This is a genomic window from Streptomyces sp. NPDC048644 (assembly GCF_043199105.1).
Lineage (GTDB): Bacteria > Actinomycetota > Actinomycetes > Streptomycetales > Streptomycetaceae > Streptomyces.
In genome coordinates, this window is the sequence record NZ_JBICVO010000017.1 from 77,052 (window position 1) to 102,077 (window position 25,026).

The 25,026-nt window shown below is 73.1% G+C and carries 22 protein-coding genes; 6 read left to right on the forward strand and 16 right to left on the reverse strand.

The features are described from left to right. Positions 1-83 precede the first annotated feature (83 nt). The 8 genes from ACGFNI_RS29820 to ACGFNI_RS29855 form a co-directional block, all read right to left on the reverse strand. Complete coding sequence (locus tag ACGFNI_RS29820) at positions 84-1,415, reverse strand: NADase-type glycan-binding domain-containing protein (RefSeq protein ID WP_393687864.1); 1,332 nt, start codon at positions 1,413-1,415, stop codon at positions 84-86. After that, a complete protein-coding gene (locus tag ACGFNI_RS29825; protein ID WP_393687865.1) occupies positions 1,412-1,984 on the reverse strand; it encodes a phage tail protein in 573 nt (190 codons plus the stop codon). Before ACGFNI_RS29825 ends, ACGFNI_RS29820 begins: the two co-directional genes overlap by 4 nt. Beyond that, the gene (locus tag ACGFNI_RS29830; RefSeq protein ID WP_393687867.1) at positions 1,981-3,939 is read right to left on the reverse strand and encodes a putative baseplate assembly protein; all 1,959 of its coding nucleotides are present in this window, start codon (positions 3,937-3,939) and stop codon (positions 1,981-1,983) included. Before ACGFNI_RS29830 ends, ACGFNI_RS29825 begins: the two co-directional genes overlap by 4 nt. Continuing rightward, positions 3,939-4,412 (reverse strand): GPW/gp25 family protein, encoded by a 474-nt coding sequence (locus ACGFNI_RS29835; RefSeq protein WP_393687869.1) that lies wholly within the window; start codon positions 4,410-4,412, stop codon positions 3,939-3,941. The genes ACGFNI_RS29830 and ACGFNI_RS29835 overlap by 1 nt, the downstream gene beginning before the upstream one ends. Further along, positions 4,412-6,349, reverse strand: a complete 1,938-nt coding sequence (locus tag ACGFNI_RS29840) for a VgrG-related protein (RefSeq protein ID WP_393687871.1) — start codon at positions 6,347-6,349, stop codon at positions 4,412-4,414. The genes ACGFNI_RS29835 and ACGFNI_RS29840 overlap by 1 nt, the downstream gene beginning before the upstream one ends. Next, on the reverse strand, positions 6,349-7,101 hold the full coding sequence (locus tag ACGFNI_RS29845) for a peptidase M23 (protein ID WP_393687872.1): 753 nt from the start codon (positions 7,099-7,101) through the stop codon (positions 6,349-6,351). Before ACGFNI_RS29845 ends, ACGFNI_RS29840 begins: the two co-directional genes overlap by 1 nt. After that, on the reverse strand, positions 7,101-7,538 hold the full coding sequence (locus ACGFNI_RS29850; RefSeq protein ID WP_393687874.1) for a phage tail protein: 438 nt from the start codon (positions 7,536-7,538) through the stop codon (positions 7,101-7,103). Before ACGFNI_RS29850 ends, ACGFNI_RS29845 begins: the two co-directional genes overlap by 1 nt. A gap of 77 nt (positions 7,539-7,615) precedes the next feature. Continuing rightward, positions 7,616-7,906, reverse strand: coding sequence for a hypothetical protein (locus ACGFNI_RS29855; protein WP_393687876.1), 291 nt, complete (start codon positions 7,904-7,906; stop codon positions 7,616-7,618). 2,179 nt (positions 7,907-10,085) lie between these two features. Here ACGFNI_RS29855 and ACGFNI_RS29860 point away from each other — a divergent pair. After that, on the forward strand, positions 10,086-10,271 hold the full coding sequence (locus ACGFNI_RS29860) for a hypothetical protein (protein WP_393687877.1): 186 nt from the start codon (positions 10,086-10,088) through the stop codon (positions 10,269-10,271). A 327-nt stretch (positions 10,272-10,598) separates the two neighbouring features. Continuing rightward, positions 10,599-11,252: a hypothetical protein gene (locus ACGFNI_RS29865; RefSeq protein ID WP_393687879.1), complete on the forward strand. Its 654-nt coding sequence runs from the start codon at positions 10,599-10,601 to the stop codon at positions 11,250-11,252. Here the strand turns inward: ACGFNI_RS29865 and ACGFNI_RS29870 are convergent. The 4 genes from ACGFNI_RS29870 to ACGFNI_RS29885 form a co-directional block, all read right to left on the reverse strand. Then, positions 11,227-11,385, reverse strand: coding sequence for a DUF6760 family protein (locus ACGFNI_RS29870; protein ID WP_227047639.1), 159 nt, complete (start codon positions 11,383-11,385; stop codon positions 11,227-11,229). The two genes, ACGFNI_RS29865 and ACGFNI_RS29870, sit on opposite strands and share 26 nt — an antisense overlap. Then, positions 11,382-11,861 carry a hypothetical protein gene (locus ACGFNI_RS29875; RefSeq protein ID WP_393687881.1) on the reverse strand — a complete coding sequence of 160 codons (480 nt, stop codon included), beginning with the start codon at positions 11,859-11,861 and terminating at the stop codon, positions 11,382-11,384. Before ACGFNI_RS29875 ends, ACGFNI_RS29870 begins: the two co-directional genes overlap by 4 nt. Beyond that, positions 11,861-12,304, reverse strand: a complete 444-nt coding sequence (locus tag ACGFNI_RS29880; RefSeq protein WP_393687883.1) for a phage tail protein — start codon at positions 12,302-12,304, stop codon at positions 11,861-11,863. Before ACGFNI_RS29880 ends, ACGFNI_RS29875 begins: the two co-directional genes overlap by 1 nt. 153 nt (positions 12,305-12,457) lie before the next feature. Continuing rightward, complete coding sequence (locus ACGFNI_RS29885; protein ID WP_393687885.1) at positions 12,458-14,050, reverse strand: phage tail sheath subtilisin-like domain-containing protein; 1,593 nt, start codon at positions 14,048-14,050, stop codon at positions 12,458-12,460. Between the two features lie 462 nt (positions 14,051-14,512). Between ACGFNI_RS29885 and ACGFNI_RS29890 the strand changes: the two genes are divergently transcribed. Further along, on the forward strand, positions 14,513-15,922 hold the full coding sequence (locus ACGFNI_RS29890) for an RICIN domain-containing protein (RefSeq protein WP_393687886.1): 1,410 nt from the start codon (positions 14,513-14,515) through the stop codon (positions 15,920-15,922). An 89-nt stretch (positions 15,923-16,011) separates the two neighbouring features. Here ACGFNI_RS29890 and ACGFNI_RS29895 read toward each other — a convergent pair whose 3' ends face one another. Genes ACGFNI_RS29895 through ACGFNI_RS29905 form a run of 3 tightly spaced genes read right to left on the reverse strand, consistent with a single transcriptional unit; the run spans position 16,012 to position 19,506 of the window. Then, entirely contained in the window at positions 16,012-18,135 is a 2,124-nt protein-coding gene (locus ACGFNI_RS29895; protein ID WP_393687888.1) for an ATP-binding protein, read from the reverse strand. After that, positions 18,132-18,800: a DUF4255 domain-containing protein gene (locus tag ACGFNI_RS29900; protein ID WP_393687890.1), complete on the reverse strand. Its 669-nt coding sequence runs from the start codon at positions 18,798-18,800 to the stop codon at positions 18,132-18,134. The genes ACGFNI_RS29895 and ACGFNI_RS29900 overlap by 4 nt, the downstream gene beginning before the upstream one ends. A 31-nt stretch (positions 18,801-18,831) precedes the next feature. After that, on the reverse strand, positions 18,832-19,506 hold the full coding sequence (locus ACGFNI_RS29905; RefSeq protein ID WP_393687892.1) for a response regulator transcription factor: 675 nt from the start codon (positions 19,504-19,506) through the stop codon (positions 18,832-18,834). Between the two features lie 723 nt (positions 19,507-20,229). Here ACGFNI_RS29905 and ACGFNI_RS29910 point away from each other — a divergent pair. Then, positions 20,230-21,054 (forward strand): alpha/beta fold hydrolase, encoded by an 825-nt coding sequence (locus ACGFNI_RS29910; protein ID WP_393687894.1) that lies wholly within the window; start codon positions 20,230-20,232, stop codon positions 21,052-21,054. Then, positions 21,051-22,367: a cytochrome P450 gene (locus ACGFNI_RS29915; protein WP_393687896.1), complete on the forward strand. Its 1,317-nt coding sequence runs from the start codon at positions 21,051-21,053 to the stop codon at positions 22,365-22,367. Before ACGFNI_RS29910 ends, ACGFNI_RS29915 begins: the two co-directional genes overlap by 4 nt. Before the next feature lie 32 nt (positions 22,368-22,399). On the opposite strand, the gene ACGFNI_RS29920 is transcribed toward ACGFNI_RS29915, so the two are convergent. Beyond that, complete coding sequence (locus ACGFNI_RS29920) at positions 22,400-23,419, reverse strand: Lrp/AsnC family transcriptional regulator (protein ID WP_393687898.1); 1,020 nt, start codon at positions 23,417-23,419, stop codon at positions 22,400-22,402. Positions 23,420-23,562: 143 nt separating this feature from the next. Between ACGFNI_RS29920 and ACGFNI_RS29925 the strand changes: the two genes are divergently transcribed. Then, the gene (locus ACGFNI_RS29925; protein WP_393687900.1) at positions 23,563-24,978 is read left to right on the forward strand and encodes an MFS transporter; all 1,416 of its coding nucleotides are present in this window, start codon (positions 23,563-23,565) and stop codon (positions 24,976-24,978) included. Positions 24,979-25,026: the final 48 nt, after the last annotated feature.

The window sequence follows — 25,026 nt, forward strand, 5'->3', positions numbered from 1 at the left end:
CGGGACTGACCGGATGCCGTGCGGCGGCCCTCCCCGGACCGCCGCACGGACGGCCGCGGCGGGCCGCCGCACACCCCGACCGGTCACGAACCGCCGTGGGACGGCCCGAAGAACTCGATCGCGGCGATGGCCACCTGCTTCTTCGCGGTGCTGTACACCGAACGCACGGTGAAACGCACCGAGGTGACGTTCTGGAACCTGAAGGGCCGGTGCTGGAAGCCGCTGCCCTGGTCGAGGACGATGTCCTGGGTGGTGATCTTCCCGTCGTCCGTGGTGATGCGGGCCTCGATCCGGTGCGGGAGCGAGCTCTTGCCGAGGGTGTCCGCGTGTGTCGACTCGCCCGGTGTGATCCCGATGTCCAGCAGGCGGGCCGGCTCGTCGAAGCGGGCCTCCAGCCACTCCCCTTCCCCCGGTGTGACGCCGGGGCCCCACCAGGTGTTGTTGAACGGGTCGAACGCCAGGTTCGGCCCGTGGCCCGGATAGGAGCGCTTGGCCTGGTACGAGTCCGGGGTGATCGGGGCCCGCTTCGAGAAGTGGTCGCGTATCGCGTCGACGGCCTGCCCGGTGTGGAACAGGCCCGTCACCACCAGCGCCACCACCGCGGCGCCCACCACCCAGCGCAGGATGCGCCCCAACTGACGGCGCAGCCGCGGACGGTCACCGGCCCAGGGGGCCTCCCGGTTGCGGTGGTCGCGCAGCCGCCGCCACCACGGCCTGCGCGCCGGGTTCACCGGGCCGCTGGCCATGGGCATCGCGCACCGTGCGCAGAAGTGCCGCGTCGGCTGGTTGGCGGTGCCGCACCAGGGGCAGGCGATGCCGCCCACCAGATCCGGCTCGCCCGGCGCACGGACCTCGGGCCGGGCAGCCGCGGGCCGTCCCGGCAGGACCGGGGCCACCGCGGGAGGCGGATCCTGTGGCGCCTGAGGGTCGGCGACCGGGATCAGCAGCGCCCTGGCCCGGTCCGTCGCCGAGTTGGCGCCGTTGCCTGCTTCGGAGGGGAGCGGTCCGGCGTCCGGGCCGCCGCCCGCGCCGTGTCCGGCCGGCTGCCCGTTCTGTTCCGCCGGCCGGTCGGCGGGCCGGCCCGCACCGTACGCGGGGGCGGCCGGCGACACCGGTTCGGCCGCGGCGGGTGCCGCCCCGTCCTGCTGGACCGGCGGCAGCTCCTCGGTGTCAGGATCGGCTTCGTCCGGCTGCGCGCCACTGGGCTGCGCGCCACTGGGCTGTGCGCCACCGGCCGGCGGGCCGGCGTTCTCCGCCGGGGTGCCGGAGGCGGCTGCCGAACCGGGGGTCCAGCGCAGCACCGCACCGCAGGTGTCGCAGAACGGCGCTCCCGGCTCGTGCCGCGTGCCGCACTGGTCGCAGGCCAAGGCGCGTTCTTCTCCCCCGCGGGCGCCGGAGGCCCGGCTGCTGGTCATTTCGGTGAGGTCCTTTCCGCTGCGGTCACCTGGACCGTGTAGGGCATGTGGGCGGGTCGGGCGGCTGCCACCAGGTCGTCGAGACGGTGGGTGTCAGCGGGGGACGGGTCGGCGAGCCGGACGGTGACGTGCAGCCGGGGGCGCGGCTCACCGGGGGCCGGGCCGCGTGGCCGGGCGCTCCAGGCGGAGCCGCCGCTCTCGGTGATCTCCGGCTCGACGCCGAACGCCAGCCGCACCGCCTCGGTCAGCCCCTTGCGGGTGCCCCGGACGCGGTGCAGATAGGCGGCGGCGGCGACCGCGGCCCGCAGTCGCGCCTCGGACCCCGGTTCGTCGTCCTCGATGCCGTCCGTGTCGGCGCCGATCCACCAGCCGATCCAGCGGGTGAAGTCGACCGGGGCGAGCGAGGGCGTGAAGTACGAGTCCAGGCAGTCCAGGGCGCTGAGGATCGGCGCGAGCACCTCGTCGAGCCCGGCGACGAAATGCTGCGCCAGGACGTCGTCCGCGAAGGCGGCGGGCAGCATCTCGCCCAGCGGCGCCGAGGAGCCGAGGCCGTCGATGGATCCCCTCACGAGCCGTCCCCGATCACCCGGACGCGGTGGTCGAAGGAGAAGACCAGGGACGGCGCGTCGAGATCGATCCGGTCGGTCTGGTCGCCGCGCTTGCCGGTGAGCGGGTCGGCCGGGTGCAGCAGCACCTCGTCGACCAGCTCCACACCGGCCACGCGCTGGAGCACCGCGAAGATCTCGCCCGCCTGGACGGGACGGCCGAACGGCCAGCCTTTCCCGTCGGCCCCGCCGGTGAGCGGGTCGATGTGCCGGTACAGCGCGTCGTGCGCCTGCCGCCGTACCCGGTCCACGTCGACGCCGCGGAAGGCGTGCAGCGTCGCGACGACGGTGATGCCCTGGTAGTAGGGCGGGCCCACCGCCAGCCTGGTGCCGATCAGGCGCCGTTCGTCGAGATAGCGGGTGACCCGGTCGAGCAACGTGTCGGCGGGCACCAGCTGTTCGAAGCGGAGCCGCCCCCCGGGGTCGGGCACCGCCTGCGGGACGACCAGGACCCGCACCGCGTGCGCGCCGTGCTCGTCCTCGTCGCCTGCCAGGCAGGTGATGCGGGCGGTCTCAGGCGCGGCCCTGCGGGCCAGCTCCTCGTAGTCGCGCAGGGTCACCGCGCGGTCCTGCGCCCGGAGCGTGATGGGGGCGCGGGCCCTGGCCTCGGCCACCGTCTCGCCGTCCACCCCGCCCTGCGCGGCCTCGCGGTTGGTGACCTCGGCGACGTAGGGCACGGAGTCACGCAGGGCCCGGATGGCGCCGCGGGCGACGTTGCCGGTGCGGCCACCGCCGGTGCGGTAGTGCCGGGCCCGGATGGCGGCGCCCTTGGGCGGCACGGCGCCGTACTTGCGCAGCGAGCCGTCGGGTTCGCGGACCGCGGGACCGAAGGCGATCTCGCCGGTCGCCGCGTCGAGGGTGAGGTGGCGGTCGTCGGGCCCGGACATGGCGAAGTGCGGGACGACCTCCCAGTCCACCCAGCCGTCGTACTCGGCGACTTGGAGGCGCAGCGGGGGGATGTCGCCGACGACGGGCGAGTGGGCGAGACGCAGCCGCTGCCCCGGCAGTCCGGTGGCCTCGCCCAGGGTCTCGTCCGAGATCCGCTCGGCGTGCACGGCGGGCACCGTACCGCCCAGCGTGAACGCCTCCGCCGCCCGCACGGTGGGGGAGGTGGTGAAGAAGGGCTGGCCGGTCTCAGGTTCGGTGACCCGGCAGCGCACCCAGCCCGCCTCGTTGCGGCCCGAGCGGGAGAGTATGTGCCCGCCGGGTATGTGCAGGACGACGTCACCCGGCCGGTTCAGGCCACCGGTGGTGTCCTCGTCGACCTCGCACACCACCCATCCGTCGGCGGTCCACGCCTCCCACACCAGCGGGGGCTGCCGCGGGTCCACGCCGACACCGTCGACCTGGCTGTCGAGGCGCAGTGCCACCGCGCAGTGCGGCACGGCGGCGCTGAGCCCCAGCAGCATGCAGTCGCCCGGCCGGGGGGACTCCGTGAAGCACAGCAGGTCCTCGCCCTCGGCCAGCTCCGTCGTGCGGTCGGCGACGGGCTGCCCGTCGTTCTGCACCGCCAGATGCTTCAACTCGCAGGGAATCACGGTCAGTTCGCGCTCGGTGGCGAACACGACGGGCTCCTCCCCGTCGGCCCGCACGGTGGCCGTCTCCGTCCCGACGGGGACGAGGACCAGGTCCTCCTGCGCGGCGGAGAGCCAGAACGTCATGTCGGTGCGCGCGGCGGACGGCGGGAAGAGGGTGATCCCGACGAGGTCGAGGAAGGCCAGGTGGTTCTTGTCGGGGACGCGGTTGAGGCGGTAGACGATCTGGTCGGCCATGTGGGCGACCGTCTCCACGAGGGTGACGCCCGGGTCGGACACGTTGTGGTCGGTCCACTCCGGGGCGCGTCGCTGGATGTAGCGCTTGGCGTCGTCGACGAACTGCTGGAAGCGCCGGTCGTCGAGGTTGGGGGAGGGCAGTGCCATCAGCGGTCGCTTTCGGTGGCCGGTCCGCCCGCGCCGCCGGGCGCGGATTCGGAGCCGGATACGGAGTCGGTGTGGGGCCCGTCGTGGGCGGGGATGACGTAGAAGGGGAAGACGAGGTTGCGGGGGTTGTTGGTGCCGCGGACCGCGTAGCGCACGTCGATGAAGAGCACCCCGGGTTCGTCGGCGGCGGTCACCTCCACCTCGTGCACCTCGATCCGCGGTTCCCAGCGGTCCAGGCTGGTGTGCACCTCGTGCTGGATACGGCCCGCGGTGGCCTCGTTGATCGGCGCGAAGACCATGTCATGGATGGCGCAGCCGAATTCGGGGCGCATCGGCCGCTCGCCCGGGGCGGTGGCCAGCACCAGATGGATGGCCTCCTCGATCTCCCGCTCACCGGTGACCAGGGCGATGCCTCCGGTCGGGCCGATACGCAGGGGGAACGCCCACCCCGAGCCGACGAATTGTTCCGGCATCAGATCACCGGTACCCCGTCTGCGGTGACATAGCCCACCAGCGCGACCTCCGCGCCTCCGATGGCGATGTTGCCGGGCGCCAGGATCTGGAGCGCCGCGCCCGCCAAGAGGTTCGCCTCGGCCCCGGCCGCCATGTGCAGCATGCCGCCCACGTCGATCATGCCCGCGCCCGCCGCGTTGAGGTTGAAGACGCCACCGGCCTGGAGGCCCAGTTCGGCACCGCCCTTGACCGACATCGCCCCGCCCGCGGTCAGGTTCATGGCGCCGCCCGCAGTCAGGTTCATCACGCCGCCCGACCTCAGGTTCAGGTCCGCGCCTGCCTCGACGTCCACCATCCCGGCGCCCTTGATGCTGACCCTGCCCGCGCTGTCCACCGTGATCTCGGTCTTGGTGCGGTCCAGTTCGATGGTCAGCCGGTTGTCGCCGGTCCGCAGCCGCACCCCGCGCTTGCGCCGGCCGGACTTCTGGCTGAGCAGGTCCATGCGGTTGTTCTCCCGGTCGGCGACGGTGTGCCGGCTCGCCTTCCCGCTGATCCGGTCGTGCAGCGGCACATCGTTCACATCCGGCTCGTCCTTGCCGTTGTAGAGGCCGCCGATGACGTACGGATGGTCGAGCGCGCCGCGGTCGAAGGCCACCAGCACCTCGTCCTTGACGTCCAGCGGGATGATGCTGCCGCCCTCGACGCCGCCCAGCTGCACGGTGCGGGTCCAGTCACTGACGTACTTGTCGTCGAGCCAGGGGAACTGCAACTTCACCCGGCCCTGCTTCAAGGGGTCCTTGATGTTCGTGACCAGCGCATTGGCCACGCTCGGCAGCTTCGGCGCCGCCGCGGTGCCGCCCGAGGCGAGGCCGTACAGGGACCGCCACTGCCGGCCGCTGACGGTCACCCACGTCTCGTAGTGCCGGCCCGACTCGAAGACGTGCCGGACGGCGGTCGCGGTGTACTTGCCCTCGAAGGGCTCGCCGACGTCGGTGAGGGTCACCGGGTGGTCGGGGCGCAGCTTGGGCGCGCCGCGTACGGTGACCACCAACTCGGCGAAGGACGCGGTGACATCGTCGGCCAGCGACTGCGCCGCCCGCTTGACCTGCGGATCGCTGTCGTAGGGCGTGCCGGTCTCGATCAGGTTGCTGGCCCTGAACGCCTTGGCGGCCTTGCCGGGGGTGATGCCGATGCCGAAGCCGGAGTTGCTCGACGTGTCAGCCGTGCCGAAGAGCGGCTTCTTGGTCTCGACGTCCCAGCCGCGCGCCTCGGCCTTCGGCACCTGGTCGGCCGAGGTGACGGCGGCCCGGCAGCGCAGGATGTCGACACCCCCCTGGAGCACGTACGGGCTCTTGTCGCCCGGAGTGCTCTTCGGCGGCGCCCCGGCCGCCCGGTCGGGGCTGACGAAACGGAAGTTGCCCTTCTCGTCGAGGAACATCACCTTCTCGTTCTCGTCGGCGAGACGGCTGAGGAAGTCCCAGTCGGTGATGTTGTCCTGGGTGATGAAGTTGTAGGTGCCCTTGGTGGGTTCGATCTTCCCGATGGCGATGCCGCTCGCCTTCACCAGCTTGCGGACGATGGCGGCGGCGGTCATCTTCGTGTAGCCGGTCACCCGCCGCTGCCGGAGCAGGCGGTGACCCAGGTCGTAGCCGCGGACGACGGTGAAGGTGCCGGTGCCGTCGTAGTCCGTCTCCAGGCCCGTGACCTCGCCGGTGATCAGCGGGTCCTGGGCGCCCTTGCCGTCGGCGACGGGCGCCAGCTTGATCCGGGTGCCGAGCTTGATGCCCGCCCCCTGGAGAACCTTGCGCTTCGGGTCACGGAAGGTCAGCTGGAACGCCCCGGGCACGCCGGCCCCGAGATCGACCCAGGCACCGGTCAGCAGGGGCATGAGGAGGGGCGACAACGGCGTTTCCTGCACCGTGACGTGAATGACGCTGGAATAGGAGATCTTGGGCATCAGGAGGTCACCTCCTCGACGGCGGGCAGGATGAGTTCGGTTCCGGGCGAGACACGGGACGGGTCGTCGATGCCGTTGCTCTCGGCGATCACCCGCCAGGCGCCGGCGTCCCCGTACTCCCGCCAGGCCAGCGACGGCAGCGAGTCACCCGCGACCAGCCGGTGCACGCGCCGCGCGGTGAGCGCGCCGGACGTCGGGTTCTGCCCCTTGGTCTTGTCCGGTATCTCCCGCATCTGGACCTGACAGGTGGCCCGGATCGGCACACCTGTGGTGCCGAAGAGCGTGTAGGTGGCGTCCACGGACGCGACGTACGCGGTGAAGCGGGCGGTGGAGAAGGCTCCCCACTGGAAGATCACCCACGGCGTGGACGGCTGCTTGGCGGCGAGGCTCGCCGAGGTCACCTCGCAGCAGGAGAACAGCGCCTCGACCTTCTTCAGCACCTCGTTGGAGTCCGGGTCGTCGGACGAGTCGAGGAAGACGTCCATGCTCAGTTCGCGCGGATCGGGGCCCATGAACTCCGGCAGCGCGCCGTCGCGCACCGCCGGTGCCGGGGTGGTCTTCCAGTCCGCGCGGCGGCTCAGCGAGAGCTGCGACGGGTTGAAGTCGAAGCTGAACGTCTTCATCAGCGCGCCGGGTGTGGTGCTCTGGCCGATCGGCGGCTCGTGGATGGCGAGCGAGGCGCGGACCAGGCTCTTGCCCGCACCGCCCTTGCCGCCGCTCCTGCCGCCGCCCTTGCCTCCTGACTTGGCCATCACGCGGCCCCCGCATCCGTGAATCCGTGGTGAGTGATCTCCAGGACCTCGGTGGCGACACCCGGGTTCGCCGGGTCGAGCGAAGGCCCCTGCCAGCGCACCGGCAGCACGTCGATCAGCCCCCAGCGGGCGACCAGCGAACCGTCCGCGCGCAATGCGGCGATCTGCGCGGTGGGGCGCTTGACGCCGGTGGCGACCGAGGAGATCCAGGCCGCGACCTTCGACGTGTCGGGAGTGAGCGGGCGGGTCAGCCGGATGCTGGAGAAGGTGACGCGGGAGGGGAGTTGCCACACGAAGCCGTTGTTGCCGCCCTCCTGGTGGTGCTCGATCTCCACCTCGGACGACAGCCCTTCGCAGCCGTTGAAGAACCCCAGACTCTCGCCGTCGATGGTCAGGGTGAAGAAGATGGTGGATCCCGGGTCGAGATCGCTGGGCATCGGGGACGGCCTTTCGTGTGCGGGCGTGTGTGGTCTGGCTGAGGTCCGGGGATCCGCCGCCGGGCGCTCGGCCGCGGTCAGCGGCGCGGGTCGCGGAGTCTGCCGATGCGCTCCCGGTCCATCCGGAGTTCGATCTTCAGCCGGGGCACCAGCGAACCGATCAACCTGTGTACCAGCTCATCAAGTTGGCCGTCCGTCAGCTTACGCGCGTCAAAATGGGCGTTGACATGGTCCGATGCGCTCCTCTTGCGCTTTTTGCCCTTGCCGCTCCCGCCGCTGTTCTTCTCCCCGTCGCTACCCGTTCCTTCCGCTGCCCGCGAGGTGTGCGACGACGTGCGGTGCGTCGTCGCCGGGGCGGATTCCGGCACCCGCTGGACGGCAGGGACGGACGGTGCGGGCGCCGCGGCCGGAGGCGGCGGCGTCACGGGGCGGACGGCAGGCGGCACTTGCGGTGCCGTCGCGCCGCTGCGCTGCACCGGCAGGGCCGGTGGAGCCGGGGCAGCGGATGCGCCGAGGCGGACAGGGGGAGTGCGCGGCACCGGAGCCGGCCCGTCGCCGGAGACGGCGCGTTGCACGGGTACGTCGCCGGACGGCGGACCGCCGGGTGCGAGGGCCGAACCGATGCGCACCGGCCGGACCGCTCCCGCACCACCGGCCGTGGAACCCGATGGCCCGGCGGGAACGGCCCCGGAGGCAACGGGCACTGAGGCAACGGGTGCCGCGGGAAGGGGCGTTGAAGGAACGGGTGCGAACGGCGCGGGCATGGGAGGCGCCGGCCGGGACGGAACGGGCCCGGACCTGACAGGTCCCGTGGGCGCACCGCCGCGGGAGAGGCCGGCACCGGTCGGCGCGGTGAGGCGCTGCACCACCGGCCGCGCGGACGCCCCGCCTCCCGCCGGGCCGCCGGAAGGCGCCGAAGGCCCCGCCCCGCCCGGAACTCCGGCCCCAACGGGCCGCCGCACAGCGGCATTCCCACCGGCCCCGGCCGCACCCGGCGGCACGGCACCCGGCAGCGCGGGCCCGCTCCCCTGGGACATCGCTACCGGCACCGGCGTCGCCGCGGCGCGCTGTGCCACCGGGCCCGCCGAACCCGAACGGCCCCCGGCAGGACGCACCGCAGGCGCGGCCTGCCCCGTCGCACGGCCGACGCGGGCGGGGGCGGCGGAACCCGTGGCCGCGCCGGAGCCTGGCCCGGCGGTGGCGCCAGGGGCGGCCGGCGGCGGGGTACGGCGGAGCGGCACGGCACTGGGCGTACGGCGCCGCTGCACGGGAGTGCGTCCGGGCGCGGCAGCCGGCAGAACGGGCGCCAGCGGCCGGGCCGATGACAGGGGGAGGGTGGCCGCCGGCCTGCTGCTGCCCGCCCGCGTCTGCGCGTCAGACCGAGCTTGGGTCTGCGTCTGAGGCTGTGTCTGCGTGGGCGTCTGCTTCTGTGTCTGCGGTTCGGCAGGACCGGGCTCGGGGCGTACCGGTCCGTGCCCGGCGTCCGGGACCGCCGTCGGACCTGACGGCCGGACACCGCCCGTCTCAGCGGCGGGCGATACGGCACGCTGCACCGGCAGGTCGCGTCCGGCCGCGGGTCCTGGCCGCACCGGCGCCGTGACCGGCCCGGCGGCCCGGGAGACCCCGGCACCGGCGGCGGGCGAACCGGTTCGCGGCGCGCTTGCTCCGGAGGGCAGGGGCTTCCCGACCCCCAGGGCACGCTGGACCGCAGGACGTCCCGCAGCCGGTACGGGCCGCTGTCCGGCCGATGCCGTGCCCGGCGCGACCGGCCTGACCGGCGCGCCCGCTGTGGGCGCTGTGGGTGCGGCGGGGGCAAGTGCGGGAGAAATGACAGGAGTTGACGGCGGTACGGCCGTGGCCGATGCGGCGGGCGGCGACGGCGGGGATGCCGGGGGCGGTGCGGAGGACGACGTCGACGGCGTAGGCGGTGCCGACGGCTCCGATGCCCCGGAAGGGCGGGGGGCGTCGTCCGTTACGGCGGTGGGCGCGCTGCGGGGCGGCGACGGCGGGTGTGCCGTGGCCCCCGGCCCGACGGGCTCGTTGCCCTGCGGCCGTCCCGTACCGCTGGTGGAGCCCGTGCCCGTACCGGCCCGTGCGGCGGAGGTGGCAGCGGAACGCGACGCATCGCCCGGTACACCAGGCGTAGCAGGCACACCGGATGCACCGGGCACGCGGGGCGCGCCCGGTCCGCCGGGTGCCGTCGACCCGGGCCGCTGCGGCGCGCTGCCGGGCGTCCGGGCGGCCGGTGAACCGGGGGACGCCGCCGCTCGCTGCACGGGGGCGGATCCGGGTGCGGCGGGGGGGCCCAGGCCGGGGCCGCGCGAGGTGGGGCGGGCCGTTCCCGGGGCGGCGGCGGCCGGCTGGGTCATCGGTACGGCGCCCTTGCCGGGGTTCGTGCCGGCGGCCGGGGCGACGGGGCGCGCGTCCGGGGGCGGCGTGGTCAGCGGGGCGCCCAACAGAGGGCGCCTGCGGGCCTGTCCTGGCGTCGGGTCACCGGCCGTCGCCGTGGGCTCGGACCGGGGTGCCGGCGCGGAAGGGACGGCGGCCGTGGCGGGGCGCGAGGACGGCGTGCCGTCGGCGGGCGCGCCGAGACCGGCCCGCGCCGCTGCGGGCCGGGCCGATCCGCTGGTACGCCGCTGGACCGGAGCCGTCGCCGCGGCCGTCGTCGGCGCGTCCTGTGCGGACGGCGCGAGCGGCGGCCGGGCGGGGTCCGGGGCCGGGCCGGGGGAATAGCCCGGCCCCGGAGTCGAGGGGGCGGCGGACGCGCGGACGGCGCGTTGCACCGCGAGGGGCACGTCGAGGCCGACGGGGGCGGACGGCGCGGGGGGAGCGGGCGGACCTGAGGGCGCGGCGGGAGCGGCGGCGGACGGCCTGGACGGCGCGTCCTCGGCAGGCGTCGCCGCCTCCCGTGCCGGACCTCCCGACGCCGGGGCATCCGATGCCTCAGGTATTCCTGGTGCCTCCGATGCCCCTGATGCCTCCGATGTCGTCGGCCCGGCAGGGGTGCCGGGCCCCGGGCCCGCCGAACCGGTCGTCCGGCTCGGGGGCCTCGTCGCGGCCGTGCGAGCCGCCACCGTCGGCAGGGCCCGCCGCTGTACCGCGGGCGAGGCCGGTGCCGTGGTCAACGTGGCGGGCCTGGCGGCCCGTTCGGCGCCGGACGGGACCGGCGCGATCCGTGGCCCCACAGGGCGGCGGACCGGCAGGGCGGAGGCGGCAGCGGTCTCCGGACCGGGCGTGCCCGCACGGGAGGCGACCGCGTCGCCCACCGGGGATCCGGGCTCGGCGGGTTGCTGCGGAGCGGCCACCGGCAGGGTCAGCGACGGCATGTCGAGCGCGGCCGACGGCCCCGTCGACGGGGTGAGCAGGTCCTTGACCAGGCCGCCGGGGCCGCCGTCGAGTACCGCGTGCGACAGCGTCCCGGCGAAGGACGGGTTCTGCCAGGTGGTCAGCGAGGCGCTGAAGCCGGGGTCGGCGACGTGCCCAGGCGACCGGGTGCCGGACGTCCGCTGGATCGGCGGCAGCCCGGCCCAGCCGGCCGGACCCCTGCGGTCCGTGCCGGTGGTGCCGGTGGTGCCGGCGGGGCGCGGCTCGGCCGCCGGTGCCGGTCCTGCCGCCGGTGTGCCGCCGTTCCCGGCTGCCGCGTCGGATGAGGCGTGCGGCCGTCCGCGCAGCCTGTCGAGGAGTCCCATCAGCCCTCCGTCGATGCGCGCGTGACGAGGGAGGCGATCTCCTCGGCGTAGCGCCGCCGGTCACGGTGTTCGAGGTCCAGGATGTCCTCCAGACTCCAGTGGAAGTGGTAGGCGACGTACGCGATCTCCTCGTGAATACGGTCGGCCGCGTACGTCACGATTCCCCCAGGCGGCTCCCGCCCAGCTCCACCTCGAACGGCTGCTCGCAGTGCGGGCAGGTCACTCCCGCCCTGGTGTGCCCCTCGGCGTTGACCTGACGGTAGAAGTCCTGGAGGAAGGCCAGGTCGGAGGCGAACATGTTCTCCACGACGCCGTCGTGCACCTGGGGCAGCGTGCCAAGACGGGTGATGACCCGGCCGAGCAGCACCACCGACAGGTAGGCGGGGTTCTCCTGCACCCTGATGTCCCGCAGCGGGACGAGTTCGTCCCGGGCGGTCGCCAGACGCATGGAGCCGCTGCGGTGCACGGTGCCGGAGTCGTCGACATAGCCGCGCGGCAGCTCGAACGCGAACTCGGTGCGCAGCCGCTGCTCTTCGGGCTCCGGGGCCGTGGCCTGCGGCACGGCCCCGGGGGTCTCGTCCGTGGCGGCGGACGGGTCGGCCGCCACGGACGAGCGGGTGGTCGTACGGCGCATTACTCGATGACCAGTTCTTCGAAGGTGATGGTGACGCTCTCGGTCAGCGCGGATGCCTCGCCGGCCTTGACCGTGCTGGTGTCGACCTTGCTGCACCAGGCGTTGCGCATGTTGTAGCGCTTGACCGGGTTGTTCATGTAGTCCATCACCATGATCGTGGCGTTCTTGCGGGCCATGTCCATCTGGCCGTTGACCGACTGCGTGATCCACTGGTTGAACGCGGCGGACTGGGTCATACCGCGTACGACGGTGCAGGTGCCCGCCTTCTTGACGCCGGGCAGCTTCTTCGTGACGGGCTTGCCCTGGCTGGAGACCTGCTGGTACTCGATGACGTCCTGTTCGATGCTCAGGCCGCTGACCTCCTGCAGGTACTCGACCATGACGCCGTCGATCTGGAGGCCGAAATTGTGTGAGGTGAGAGCGTCACCGGGCTGAAGGCTCATGAGGCGCTGTCCGTCCCTTTACTGCGCGGTCCGTCCGTGGTGGCGGACGGAAAAGTGGTGAAGTGGCTTGAAATCAGGCGATGTTGAGGGCGGGCGAGCCGTTGTTGCGGCGCGTCCGCTGTGCGGGGCCGGGGTTGCCCCCGACGCGAACCGCTACTCCTCCAACTCGCCGCTTCCGCTGGAGAACTGGGCCAGACGGAAGATCACGAATTCGGCGGGCTTGACGGGCGCGATGCCGATCTCGCAGATCACCCGGCCGAGGTCCACCGACTCCGGCGGGTTCGACTCGGCGTCACACTTGACGTAGAAGGCGTCCTCCGGGCGGGAGCCGAACAGCGCGCCGTTGCGCCACTCGTTGACGAGGAAGGCCGACACGTTGCGCCGGATCCGGGCCCACAGCGCCTCGTCGTTGGGCTCGAACACCACCCACTGGGTGCCGATCAGGATCGACTCCTCCAGGTAGTTGAAGTACCGGCGGATGTTGACGTAGCGCCAGGCCGGGTCGGACGACAGGGTGCGGGCACCCCAGACGCGGATACCGCGGCCGGGGAAGGCGCGGATGCAGTTGACGCCGATCGGGTTGAGCAGGTCCTGCTCGCCGCGGGTGATCTGGGTCTCCAGATCGACGGCGCCGCGCACCACCTCGTTGGCCGGCGCCTTGTGCACGCCGCGCTCGAAGTCGTTGCGCGCCCAGATGCCCGCCACGTGCCCGCTCGGCGGGACCAGCTTCGACTGGCCGCTGGCCGGGTCGAAGACCTTGACCCATGGGTAGTACACGGCCGCGTACTTGGAGTCGTAGCCCGCGCCCTCCTGCCGCCACACCCGGATGTCACGGGCGTTGAGGCCGGGCGGCGGGTCGATGAGGGCGACGCGGTCGCCCATCAGCTCGCAGTGCGCGATCAGCCCGAGCTGGACGGCCTTGACCGACTCCAGGTCGATGGCGCCGCGCTGGTAGGCCGCCATCAGGTCGGGAACGGAGACCATCGCGATCTCGTCGACCGCCTCCAGGCCGCCGAAGCCGGTGCGGTCGGCGGAGTCGCCGAGGTACTGGGCGGGGCCGGGGTGGGCGCTCTGCGCCGGGGCGGGCACGGCGGGCGCGGCGGCCGGGGTGGCACGGCCGAGCGCCACCGTCTGGTTCTCCGGCCGGGCGAGCTGCGCCGCGGGCGCCGCCTCCTGGACCGTGATCAGCCGGGAGCGCTCCTTGACCTGCGTGACGACGTAGTTGCGGTTGCCCTTCTTGGCCGTCACGTCGAAGGACTCGGCGACCTTCTCGCCGTCCTTGACGATCAGCTTGAACCGCTCGGCGGGGCCCTCGCCCTCGGGGTCGGCGACCTCGACGCTGAGCGGGCCGCCGGTACCGGCGGCGATGGCGCGCACCGCGAAGGTGCCAAGCTCGGTCGGGTCGCCGGGGGTCAGCTCGGCGGGCGCGGCGGAGGCCCCGACCGCGGCCGGCGCGGCGGCCGTCGGGTTCTCCCCGTCGGGCGCGCCGCCGACCCGTACCACGTACGCGGCGGAGCCACCGTTGTTGAAGAAGCCGTAGACGGAGTGCGCGAGGTAGTAGCCGTCGGTGAACTCGCCGAAGGCTGCGACGTACTGGGACCAGTTGGTCACCAGAGTCGGCTGGTTGAGGGGCCCGGTGGGCGCGAGCCCGACGAAGGCCGCCACCGAGGTGCCCACCCCCTCGATCGGACGTGAGCCGCTGGCGACCTCCTCGACGTAGACGCCGGGCGACAGGTACGACGGCATGTTCTGGTTCTCCTCGGGGTAGGACGGCCGTGCGAGTTTCAGACGCTGTTCACTTTTGTCCGGCGGAGCGGAAGCGGGAAGGTCTCTCCGGGCCTGGCCGGGGGCACAGCCGGTGCCCCAAGGGGCAGCTTGTGCTGGGCGGATGAGGTTCCGGGCGGCCGTGACACGGCATCCCGGACGTGGCGGAGCGGGCGCGACGGCTGTTCTCGGCCACCGGTGGGCGGACCCGCCCACCCTCCTACGGGAAGGAAGTGAGGGACGGAAGGACCGTACGGGCAGACACCCCGGGCTTCCGGGGCACTCAAGGAGTCCAGTGGTGCGGGCCGGGCTGCCGGGAACCCCGGTGGCGACGGCCCGGTTGCCCGTGTGCCGCCCCGGAGGGCAGGTCATTGCGTACCTTCGGGCAACGCACCGTGCCCTGTGGCCTGCGACACGTGTCAACACCCGCCATAGCCTGGGCATATGAGCCTGTGGACCTCCCTCGAACCCGCCTCGACCACTGTGGACCCGGGCGGTAGCACCACCGTGCGGCTGCGGCTGCGCAATACCGGCGATGTCGTCGACGAGTACCGGTGCGTGCCGGTCGGCGATCTGGCGCCGTGGACGACGGTCGAGCCGCAGACCATCCGGCTGTACCCGGGCACGACCGGCGCGGTGGAGCTGACGTTCGCCCCGCCCCGCACCCCTGACGCCGCCGCGGGCCCGAACCCGTACGGGGTGCAGATCATCCCGACGGAACACCCGGAGGCCACCACCGTCCCCGAGGGCAACGTCACCATCACGCCGTTCAGCGAGGTCCGCGCCGAACTCGTGCCGCAGACGGTCAAGGGCCGGTTCCGGGGGCGCCCCAAGCTCGCCGTCGACAACTTCGGCAACGTCAAGCTCACCGCTTCCATCAACGGCAGCGACAACGGCGATCAGATCTCGTACGACATCCACCCGGCGAACGTCCAGATCCAGCCGGGGCGGGCCGCGTTCATCAAGGCCACGCTGAAGCCGCGGCAGATCATCTGGGCCGGCGCGAAGCAGTCCAGGCCCTTCACCCTCGGGGTGCAGCGCTCCGGTGCCGAGCCGCTTCCGGTGCGCGGTACCTACATCCAGCCCGGGTTGCTGCCCCGCTGGCTGGGAGTGGTCCTCAGCATGGTGCTGGCGCTGGCCATCGCCTTCCTCATGATCTGGCTGACCTACAAGCCGACCGTGCAGAGCAAGGCGCAGGAGAAAACGGAGCAGGAGGCCGTCCAGAAGGTGCCGACGCCGGATCCCAAGCCCACGCCGAGCGAGCCGAAGGCCCCGGACCCCGAATCGAAGCCGACCCAGGGCGGCAACGGGGACGGCGAGGCGAAGGCCAAGGCGAAGGCGAAGGCCGAGCGGGAGAAGCTCTTCAACGTCCTGCTGCGGAACGGGACGACACGGAAGTGCGCCAACATCCCCGGCTACGACAGGGGGACGATCGGCGGCCCCGTCAACCAGCTGACCTGCAACGGAAATCTTGAGCAGGAGAACCAGATCTGGAACCTGGAGCTGATGCCCAAGGGCAAGGGCGCGGGTCCTGGCAACGCCGACCTCTACCAGATCAAGAACGTCAAGGACGGCTACTGCATGGACCTGCCGGACAACGGTCCGGCTCCGAAGGAGACGCACATCACGGAGGGCCCCTGCACCGGGCGGAGCGACGACAACCAGAGCTGGTGGCTGGAGAAGCGCGAGACGACCAACCTGTGGTGGATCCACAACTACACCAGCAACAACCTGTGCCTGGACGTCTCCGGCTACGCGAGCAACCGCGATGATCTGGCCGACAACAAGCCCCTCACCCTCTTTGACTGCACGGACACCGACGACCAGGGATGGTCCCTCGACAAGCAGAACTGAGGGGCGCCGCACCCCACGAGTGAGGCCCGGCCAAGTCCGTCAAGGACCTGGCCGGGCCTCACTCGTTCACCTGTGAGCGCTGTCGCCGTTCACCAGCCCATGTCGTCGAGGACGAGACGGCCCGCCTTGCGGTACTCGCGGCGGGCGCCGGCCAGCAGGTCGGCGTCGCTGACCGGCTCGCCGCGCCCTGCCGCCGCGTAGGCAGCGGTCACCACGGCGCTGCGGATCGAACCGCCGGCCAGCTCGAAGTCGCGGGCGCAGGGCCCCGGATCGATGCCGTCAGCGCAGGGCACGTGGACCAGGCTGTGCCGCCACAGGGCGAGCCGCTGTTCGGCGTCGGGGAACGGGAAGTCGACGATCAGGTCCAGGCGGCGGGTGAAGGCGTCGTCGATGTTGGCCCGCAGGTTGGTGGTGAGCAGCGCGATGCCGTCGAACGCCTCCAGACGCTGGAGCAGGTAGGCGCTCTCCAGGTTGGCGTAGCGGTCGTGCGCGTCCTTGACCTCGGAGCGCTTGCCGAAGACGGCGTCGGCCTCGTCGAAGAGGAGCACGGCATCGGTACGGTCGGCCTCGGTGAAGATCCGCTCCAGGTTCTTCTCGGTCTCACCGACGAACTTGTCCACGACCGAGGACAGTTGGACGACGTACATGTCCAGGCCCAGGTCGGCGGCGACCACCTCGGCCGACAGGGTCTTGCCGGTGCCGGAGTCCCCGGCGAACAGCGCCAGCACCCCGCGGCCCCGGCCGCCTCCGGCGCTCAGCCGCCAGTCGCCGAGCACCCGGTCACGGTGCCGGGCGCGCAGCGCCAGCTCCCGCAGATACGTCAACGGCCCGTCCGGCAGCACCAGATCGTCCCAGCCGACGTCGGGCCGGATCCGCCGCGCGTGCCGTTCCAGGCCGGACGCGGACTGCTGCCGGGCGGCGAGCCGCAGGTGATCGGCGGTCAGCGGGCCGCCGTCGAGTGCGGCCAGATCCCGCGCGGCGCGGGCGGCGCGGCGGATCCGGTCGCTCCCGAGGTGGTAGGGCGCGACGGCCTCGGCCAGGTCGAAACCGGCGTCCCGGTCCGTGCCGATGCCCAGCTCCGCCGCCCACGCGTCCGTCGCGCCCGAGCGCAGCCGCGGCGCGTCCAGCACCAGCGGGTCCTGGTCGCACCACTGCGGATCGTACGGGCGGGTTCCGCCGAACAGGACCTGCACGTCGGGCGCGGCCAGCGCCCGGATCAGCGGTCCCGGCCGCTCGGGCAGCGGTGACACGACGATCGCGCAGTCGCGGAGCCGTGCCTCGCGCAGCAGTTGGGGCACCGGGCCCAAGGCCGTCGGTTCGGGGTGGCCGGCTCCCTCCGGTGCTCCGTGCGGGTCGTGCGCGGCGGCGGGGGCGGTGTCGGAGGGGCTGAAGTGGAGTGCACCTCGTCCGGCGGCGCTCAGGGCAGCGGTGGCGCAGGCGAGGCCGTCGCCCTCCCGGTGTTCGCGGAGGTAGACCGTGAGCGGCCCGGCGTCCAGGCGCGCGGCCAGCTTGCCGGCCAGCGGGTCGTCGACGGCCGCGGGCGCACCGGGCGCGGGCAGCGCGGTGACGTACCCGGCCAGCGCGGCGTCCGCGGTGTCGTCGCCGAGCAGATGGGCGGCGACGCGGTCGGGGACGCGCAAGGAGCGGCTGAGGAAGGGGCGTTCGGTCTCCTCGACGAGGAGCAGTCCGTGGCCTGACAGCGGCGCCGACGGGTGGAACCTGCCGCGCGCCCCCGCGTCGGCGGTGCCGGGAGTGAGCAGTCCGCACAGGTCGAGGGCGAGACCGGTGGTGGCCCGCCGGCGGCTGACGTCGTCGTTGAGGTAGCCGTAGAGCGGCTCGAATCCGCGGTCGAGGTCGGGGGCCACGGCGATCAGCAGGATCGTGGTGTCCAGCGCGGTCAGCCCGAAGCGGTGGGCGAGCCGGCCGAGACGGTCGCCGTGGTGCGGTTCCTTCGCCTGGTCGCCTTCGCCCGCCGGGTCTTCCGGCGGGCGGGAATCGGCGGGCTGCCGCAGGTGGTGCCGTACGGCCTCGTCGGACAGGTAGAGGCCGCGCAGCGGGTCGGCGGCGGTGGGGTCGCCGGCGCTGCGCGCGTCGACCAGGGTGCCGACCCGGTCGCGCAGCCGGGCGAGCCGGGCGAGCAGCGGCCCCGCCGGGTCGCCGGCGGGGCCGTTCCCCTCCGCGGTGGGCGCGCTGCCGGTCGTCGGGCCGGTCATCGGGCCTCCTCCGCTTCCCGGGTGTCCTGCGCGGGCGGGGTGGCGCCGGTGAGATGGCGCGGCAGGTGCGCCCGCTCGTCGTCAGGCGGCCCCTCGATCTCGCGGGCGCGCACCACCGCGCCTTCGGTGACCGGCGGCCCCGCGTCGTAGTCGGGGAAGCCGGGGAACGGCACGGTGACGACCAGGTCGAGCGACGGCTTGAGTTCGCCGCCGAGCGCCGACCAGACCTCGGACATCGACCGGGAGTCGGTGTGCAGCCCGCCGACGGTGAGCGGCACGCTGAGCCCGAGGGCGGCGAGCGAGTCCGGCAGGCTCTCTGGCGGCAGGAGTTCGTTCGGCAGCAGCGTGGCCAGCGCCGCCGACAGCAGGCGGTGTTCGTCCTGCGGGCGTTTGGTCCAGGCGGTGACGAGATACGACAGGCGGAACCAGCGGGGCGGCCGGCGGCGGCGTATCACGATGCCCCGGTCGTCGTGGACGGGAAGGGAGCCGCGTTCGCGCCGTTTGACGTCCTCCCGTATGTCGTACAGAAAGGCGTTGAGGGCCGGTGCGTTGCGGCGTGCCGCCCACTCCCGGGTCGGTGCGTCGAAGGCGACCTCGATGTCGGTGCCGGCCAGCACGCCGCCGGTCAGCAGACCTTTGAGTACTTCGTCGACTTCGTGGATCATTGCGGTTGCTCCTGTCGGCCGGTGGCGGCCCTCACGAGATGTATCCCTCGCGCAGGGCGTAGGCCACGGCATGCGCGCGGTTGCGCAGGTTCAGACGGGTCGTCAGGCCCTGCATGATGTTCTTGACGGTGCGTTCGGAGTAGGCCAGCTTGCGGGCTATTTCACCGGTGTCCATCCCCTCGGCGACCAGCCGGAGCGCGTCGACCTCCCGCTGGTTGAGCCCGGACGGGCGACCGCCGGGGGCGCCCACGGTGCCGGGCCGCAGCGCGCCGACCTGACTGATCAGCCGCCCGAGCAGGTCGGACGGCAGATCGCCGTCGCCGCGGTGGGCGGCGAGTACGGCCTGCAGCAGCCGCTGTCCGGTGGCCTCGCGCCGCCAGACGATGGCGCCCACCCCGCATTCGATGATTTCCAGCAGTTCCGCCTCGCGTATCAGGCTGACCACCAGGACGGCGTGCAGCCCGTCGCTGCGCACCAGCCGTCGCAGCCAGGAGAACATCGTCTCGTCGAGGGTCTCGGTGAGCAGGACGGCGACGCCGCCGCCCTGGGCGTCCGCCTCGTCGACGAGATCGATCACCGGGTGCTGCCGCAGCTGGCTGATTGTTCCTTCTCGGGAGATCGGATCCGGTGCGTGGACCACGACGGGAATCCGTTTCGCGGGTTCCGCCACTGCCGTCCGGAAAGAGCCGCGCAATTGTCCTCCCATGCCCATCGCCGTCCTGCTCAAGTGCTCATGTCGAGTCGGCTGATGCTGCATTTCCTCGCTTCGTGTCCCGTAGCTTACCGAGCCCCAAGACGTGGCCCTTCGCGAACCCGGTTGCCTTGGCGGTCCGTTGTAACTGAATTGTCGAAAAGCGGGCGCTGGGGGGCATCGTGCCGTGGCATGGTGGCGTTCCATACCGGGGAATCGGATGTGACATACCGTCAATTACACGCTGTAAAGGAGTGAATGAGTCAAATCGAGAGATTCGCGTGAAGGTGTGTGTACATCGGCCTTCCGTGCTGCTGTACGGCCTCACAATGGGCATGCTTCGGCGCCGGACCGCCGAAATGGCGCACCGGATCACGGATGCAGAGTGCCGCGTTCCTTTTCCAGCTCTTTGCCCGGCATTCCCTGTCGTCTGTTGTTGCCGTGAGTATTCCTCCGGTGGTGCGGTGACGGAAGGTCAGGGAAAGGGGAATCCGCCGCCGGTCCGCACGCCGTGCGCGGTGTGTCGGTGCCGGCGGGCGGACGGGCCCGGCGGCGGATGTATCCATACTTCGCAGGACGTACGTGTACGGGTGTTCGGTTGCGGTCCGGTGCTGCGGATCACCGGCGCCCCGTCCGTCCGCCCGCCGCGCCCTTGCCGGGCAGGGGAGTTCGGGTCAGGGTGGGGCGTGGCGGCCGGCCCGTGGCCGCCCGACCGGCCGTCTGCTGTCTGGAGCGCGCGTGGCTTCCTTCGTCCTCCCTCATGTCCTGCACGGCGACGGGGCGCACAAGGTCATCGCCGTACACGGCTGGTTCGCGGACCGGTCCGCCTTCGACGCGGTGCTCCCCGACCTCGACCGGGACACGTTCCAGTACGCGGTGGTCGACCTCCGCGGCTACGGCGGGGCGAAGGACGCGCCCGGCGCGTACACCACGGCCGAGGGCGCGGCCGACGTCCTGGCGCTCGCCGACCGGCTGGGCTGGGAGCGGTGTTCGCTGATCGGGCACTCAATGGGCGGCAGCGTCGTCCAGCGGGTGCTGGCCGCGGCGCCGCACCGTGTCCGCAGGCTCGTCGGCATCTCACCGGTGCCCGCATCCGGGGCCGGCCTGTCACCGGAGCAGTGGGACCTGTTCGCCTCGGCGGCGCACGCCCCGGAGAGCCGGCGGGCCATCATCGACCTCACCACCGGCGGGCGGCGCCCCGCCGCCTGGCTGGACCGCATGGTGCGCAGGTCCCTGGAGCGCAGCGACCCGACGGCGTTCCGCACCTGGCTGGACTCCTGGGCACTGGAGGACTTCGCGGCCGACATCGACGGCTCGCCGGTACCGGCGCTTGCGGTTGCCGGGGCGCTCGACCCCGCGCTCTCCGCCGACGTGATGCGCGCGACCTGGCTGCGCCGCCACGCCGCGGCCACCCTGGTCGAACTGCTGGGCGCCGGGCACTACGCCATGGACGAGACCCCGCTGGAACTGATCCGCACGGTTGAGGACTTCCTGCGCGCCGACGGGGACGGCGGACCGGCCGGGCGCGCGGCGCGCACCGGCGACGGGCCGGACGACGCATGACGCGCCCGGTGGCCGCCGGAGCACCGGCGGCGCCCGGCACACCGGACCTGCCCGACGTGCCGGACGTCTTCGACCCCCGTATCTACACCGGCGGCCTGCCGCACGCGGCCTACCGGCGGCTGCGCGACCGGCATCCGGTGGCCAGGCAGGAGGAGCACGAGGTGCTGGGCTGGCCCGCGGGCCCCGGCTTCTGGGCCGTCACCCGGCACGCCGACGTGGTCCGCGTCCTCAAGGACGCCCGCACCTTCTCCTCCCACCTGGGTGCCACCCAGATCCGCGACCCCGACCCCGCCGACCTGCCGTTCATCCGCCGGATGATGCTCAATCAGGACCCCCCGGACCACGTCAGGCTGCGCCGGCTCGCGGGCCGCGCCTTCACACCCCGGCGCATCGCACGGTTCGAGGACGGGGTGCGCGAGCGGGCCCGCGCCCTGCTGACGGCGTCCGTCGCCGCCGCCCGCGACGGGGACGGCGTCCGCGACCTCGTCGCCGACGTCACGGACGAGTACGCGCTGCTCAACCTCGCCGACCTGCTGGGCGTCCCGGCCACCGATCGCGGCCTGCTCCTGGAGTGGACCCGGCGCGTCATCGGCTACCAGGACCCGGACGAGGCAGGGCCGTCCGCCGCCGGGCAGGACGGGCCGCCGGCCGATCCGCGTTCCCCGGCGATGCTGGGGGACATGTTCGGCTTCGCACGGGACCTGGCCGCCCACAAGCGGCGCCACCCGGGCGACGACCTCATGACGGTCCTCGCGACCGACCGCGAACTGGCCACCACCGAACTGGAGATGTTCTTCTTCCTGCTGACCATCGCGGGCAACGACACGGTGCGCAGCGCGGCACCCGGCGGCCTGCTGGCACTCGCCCGCCACCCCGGCGCCTACCGTGCGCTGCGTACCGGGGAGGCGGCGACGGCGACGGCGGTGGAGGAACTGCTGCGCTGGCATCCGCCGGTGCTCAGCTTCCGCAGGACCGCCGCCCGCGACACCGAACTGGCCGGCCGCCGCATCAGGGCGGGCGACAAGGTGGTCGTCTTCCACGGCTCGGCCAACTTCGACGAGCGGGTCTTCGCCGACCCGCACCGGCTCGATCCGGCCCGCACCCCCAACCCCCACGTCTCCTTCGGCGACGGCCCGCACGTCTGCCTGGGCGCGCACTTCGCGCGCCTGCAACTGCGGGTGCTCTACGAGGAGACCTGCCGCCTGCTGCCCGCCCTGGCCGTCGGGGGCCCGCCGCAGCGCCTGGTGTCGAACTTCATCAACGGCCTGAAATCGCTGCCGCTGCGCCTGACGGACGGACCGCACCGGAGCTGAGCCGCACAGCGGGGACCGCGCCAGGCCCCGTGCTACCAGGGCGCGATGGGCCGCACGCCGATGCGGCGGCCTTCGTCGTCGAGCAGATGCCCCATGCGCTTGACGGTGTGCAGGCCCACGATGCGGTCGGTGACGGTGAGGGTGGGGAGCCGCGCGCACAAGGCGGTCTCGCGGCGCTGGATGTCGCCGATGTCGTGCACCCAGAGCGTGGCGAAAATGTTGGCCGGCCCGGTGACACCCGCCACCAGGCGGCACTCGGGGGAGGCCGCGAACGCGTGGTGGACGGCGTCGATGTCGCGGGCCGGGGCCCGGCCCAGGAGGGAGACCGGGACGGGGCGGCCGGCGAGCGGTGTGGCCAGGTCGCAGCGGAAGGTGAGGACCCCGGCGTCGGTCAGCCGGTGCAGGCGGCGGCGGACGGTGGCCGGGCTGGTGGCGGCGCGTGCGGCCAGTTCGGACCAGCCGAGGCGGCCGTCGCTGACGAGCTGGTCGATCAACAGGCGGTCGACGGCGTCGAGTTCGATGGCGCGTATCCCGTTCGGCGCCGGGGATGTGGTGGCGCCGAGCGCGGTGAGCTGGGCGGGATCGAGGGAGCGCAGCCGCCAGCGGCTCCCCTCGACGTACAGGGACGTGGCGAACAGGCAGCTGACCGAGGTGATGCCGGGCAGGTGGTCGAGCTTCCCGGTCAGGAAGCGGCCGAGCGCGGGCAGGTCAGGGGTCAGCACGTCGAGGAGCAGGTCGGCGCTGCCAGGTCCTGTCACCTCGATGGTGACGGCCTCCGTGCACCCGCTCAGCTCGGCCGCCAGCCGGGACCTGGCCTCGGGACGGCAGCGGATCAGCACGAACGCGGTGCAGCGGCTGCGGGTGAACTCCCGCCCCGGCGCCGCGTACACCCACGCAAGACCGGCCTCGGTCAGCCGCTCCCAGCGCCGCGCCAGGGTGCTCGGGGTGACGCCGAGCAGCGGCGCGAGGTCGGCCCAGGAGGCTCGGGGCCGTAGCTGCAGGGCGTTCACCAGCGCGAGATCCAGCTCGCTCGCGGTGACCGTTTCTTGCATCAGGTGTGCTCCGTACGTCCGAATCCGTCGATTTCCGCGCCCGCTCGTACCCCGGCCCGCACAGTAACCACCACTGTCGGTTTCCGGCCACCGGATGAGGTGAGACTGTGTCCACTCCCGAGTCGTTTCCCAGGCCACGGGCGATGAGTTCCTCCGCCCTGCTCGGCGCGATGGCCGTCGTGGTGCTGTGCAGCGGGATCGTGCAGGGCTACCTCACGCCGCTGCTGCCCGCGCTCGGCCCGCTGCTGCACCTCAGCAGCGTCGGCCAGAACAACATCTACCTGCTCTCCCAGCTCGCCTTCGCGGTGCTGACGCCGCTGCTGTCGCGGCTCGGCGACCTGTACGGGCACCGCAAGCTGCTCCGGATCGCGCTGGCCATGGTGGCGGGCGGCTCGCTGCTGATGGCGGCCTGGCCTTCCGCGGCGACGCTGGCCGTCGGCGTGCTGCTGCAAGGTGCCCTGGTGGGCTTCTTCCCGCTGCTCGTGGGCATTCTCAGGTCCCGTGCGCCGGAGCGGAACCGCACCGGGATCTCGCTGCTCGTCGGCGTGCTGCTGATCGCGATCGGCGTGGGCGGCCTGGTGGCCGGGGTGCTCAGCGAACGGCATCCGGCCGCGGGACTGTGGACGGCGGTACCGGTCGCCGCGCTCGCCCTCGTCGCCGGTCTGCTGCTGCCGGACAGCGACGTACCGCACGGCGGACGCTTCCACTTCGGGGCGGCGGCGCTGCTCACCGTGGGGCTCGTGGCGCTGGTGCTGGTCCTCGCGCAGGGCGCCGCCTGGGGGTGGGCGTCGATACCGACCCTGGGCCTCGCGCTGGTGGCCGTGGTGGCGCTCGCCGCCTGGGTTGCGGTCGAGCGCCGCGCCGCGCATCCGCTGGTCAGCGTGCGGATGCTGAGCAACCGGCGGCTCGCGGTGGTCAGCGGCTACACCTTCTGCGCCGCCTTCGGCACGATCGGCTTCCTCGGCGCCAACGCCCTCTTCCTGGGCGCCTCGCCTGCGGAGGTGGGCTACGGCATGGGGCTGGGGCCGCAGGCCATCGCCACCGTCTCGCTCGGCATGGTGATCGCCGGGTTCGCCGGCTCCGCGCTCACGCCGCGGCTGGCCCGGCTGGCGGGCGACCGCGCGGTGCTCGCGGCCGGCGGACTGCTCGCCGCGCTGGGCTTCCTGGGCATGGTGCTCTGCCACGGCACCCTCCCGTCGTATCTGACGTGCGCCCTGGTCGTGGGCCTGGCGACGGGGGTGTTCGAGTCGATCGGCAGGACCCTGTCGGCCGAGGTCGTCGACGCGCAGCAGACCGCGCTCGCGGTCGGCATCAACGAGCTGGCGCTGTCGCTCGGCGCGGCCATCGGCGCCGCCGTGACCGGCGCGTTCTTCGCCGCGCACGCGGACCTGGGCACCGGGCACATCGCCCTGTCCGGCTACCTGTGGAGCTGGAGCTGCTGCGCCCTGGTCGCCGTCCTGGGCACCACCCTGGCGCTGCGCTACCGCGGCCCGCGCCCGGCCCCGGCCGATCCGGCGCCACAGGCCGTCCCGCAGACACCGGGCACGAAGCTCGCATGACGGACGGGCCGGACGGGGACACCACACACCGCACCCGCAGTTCACACC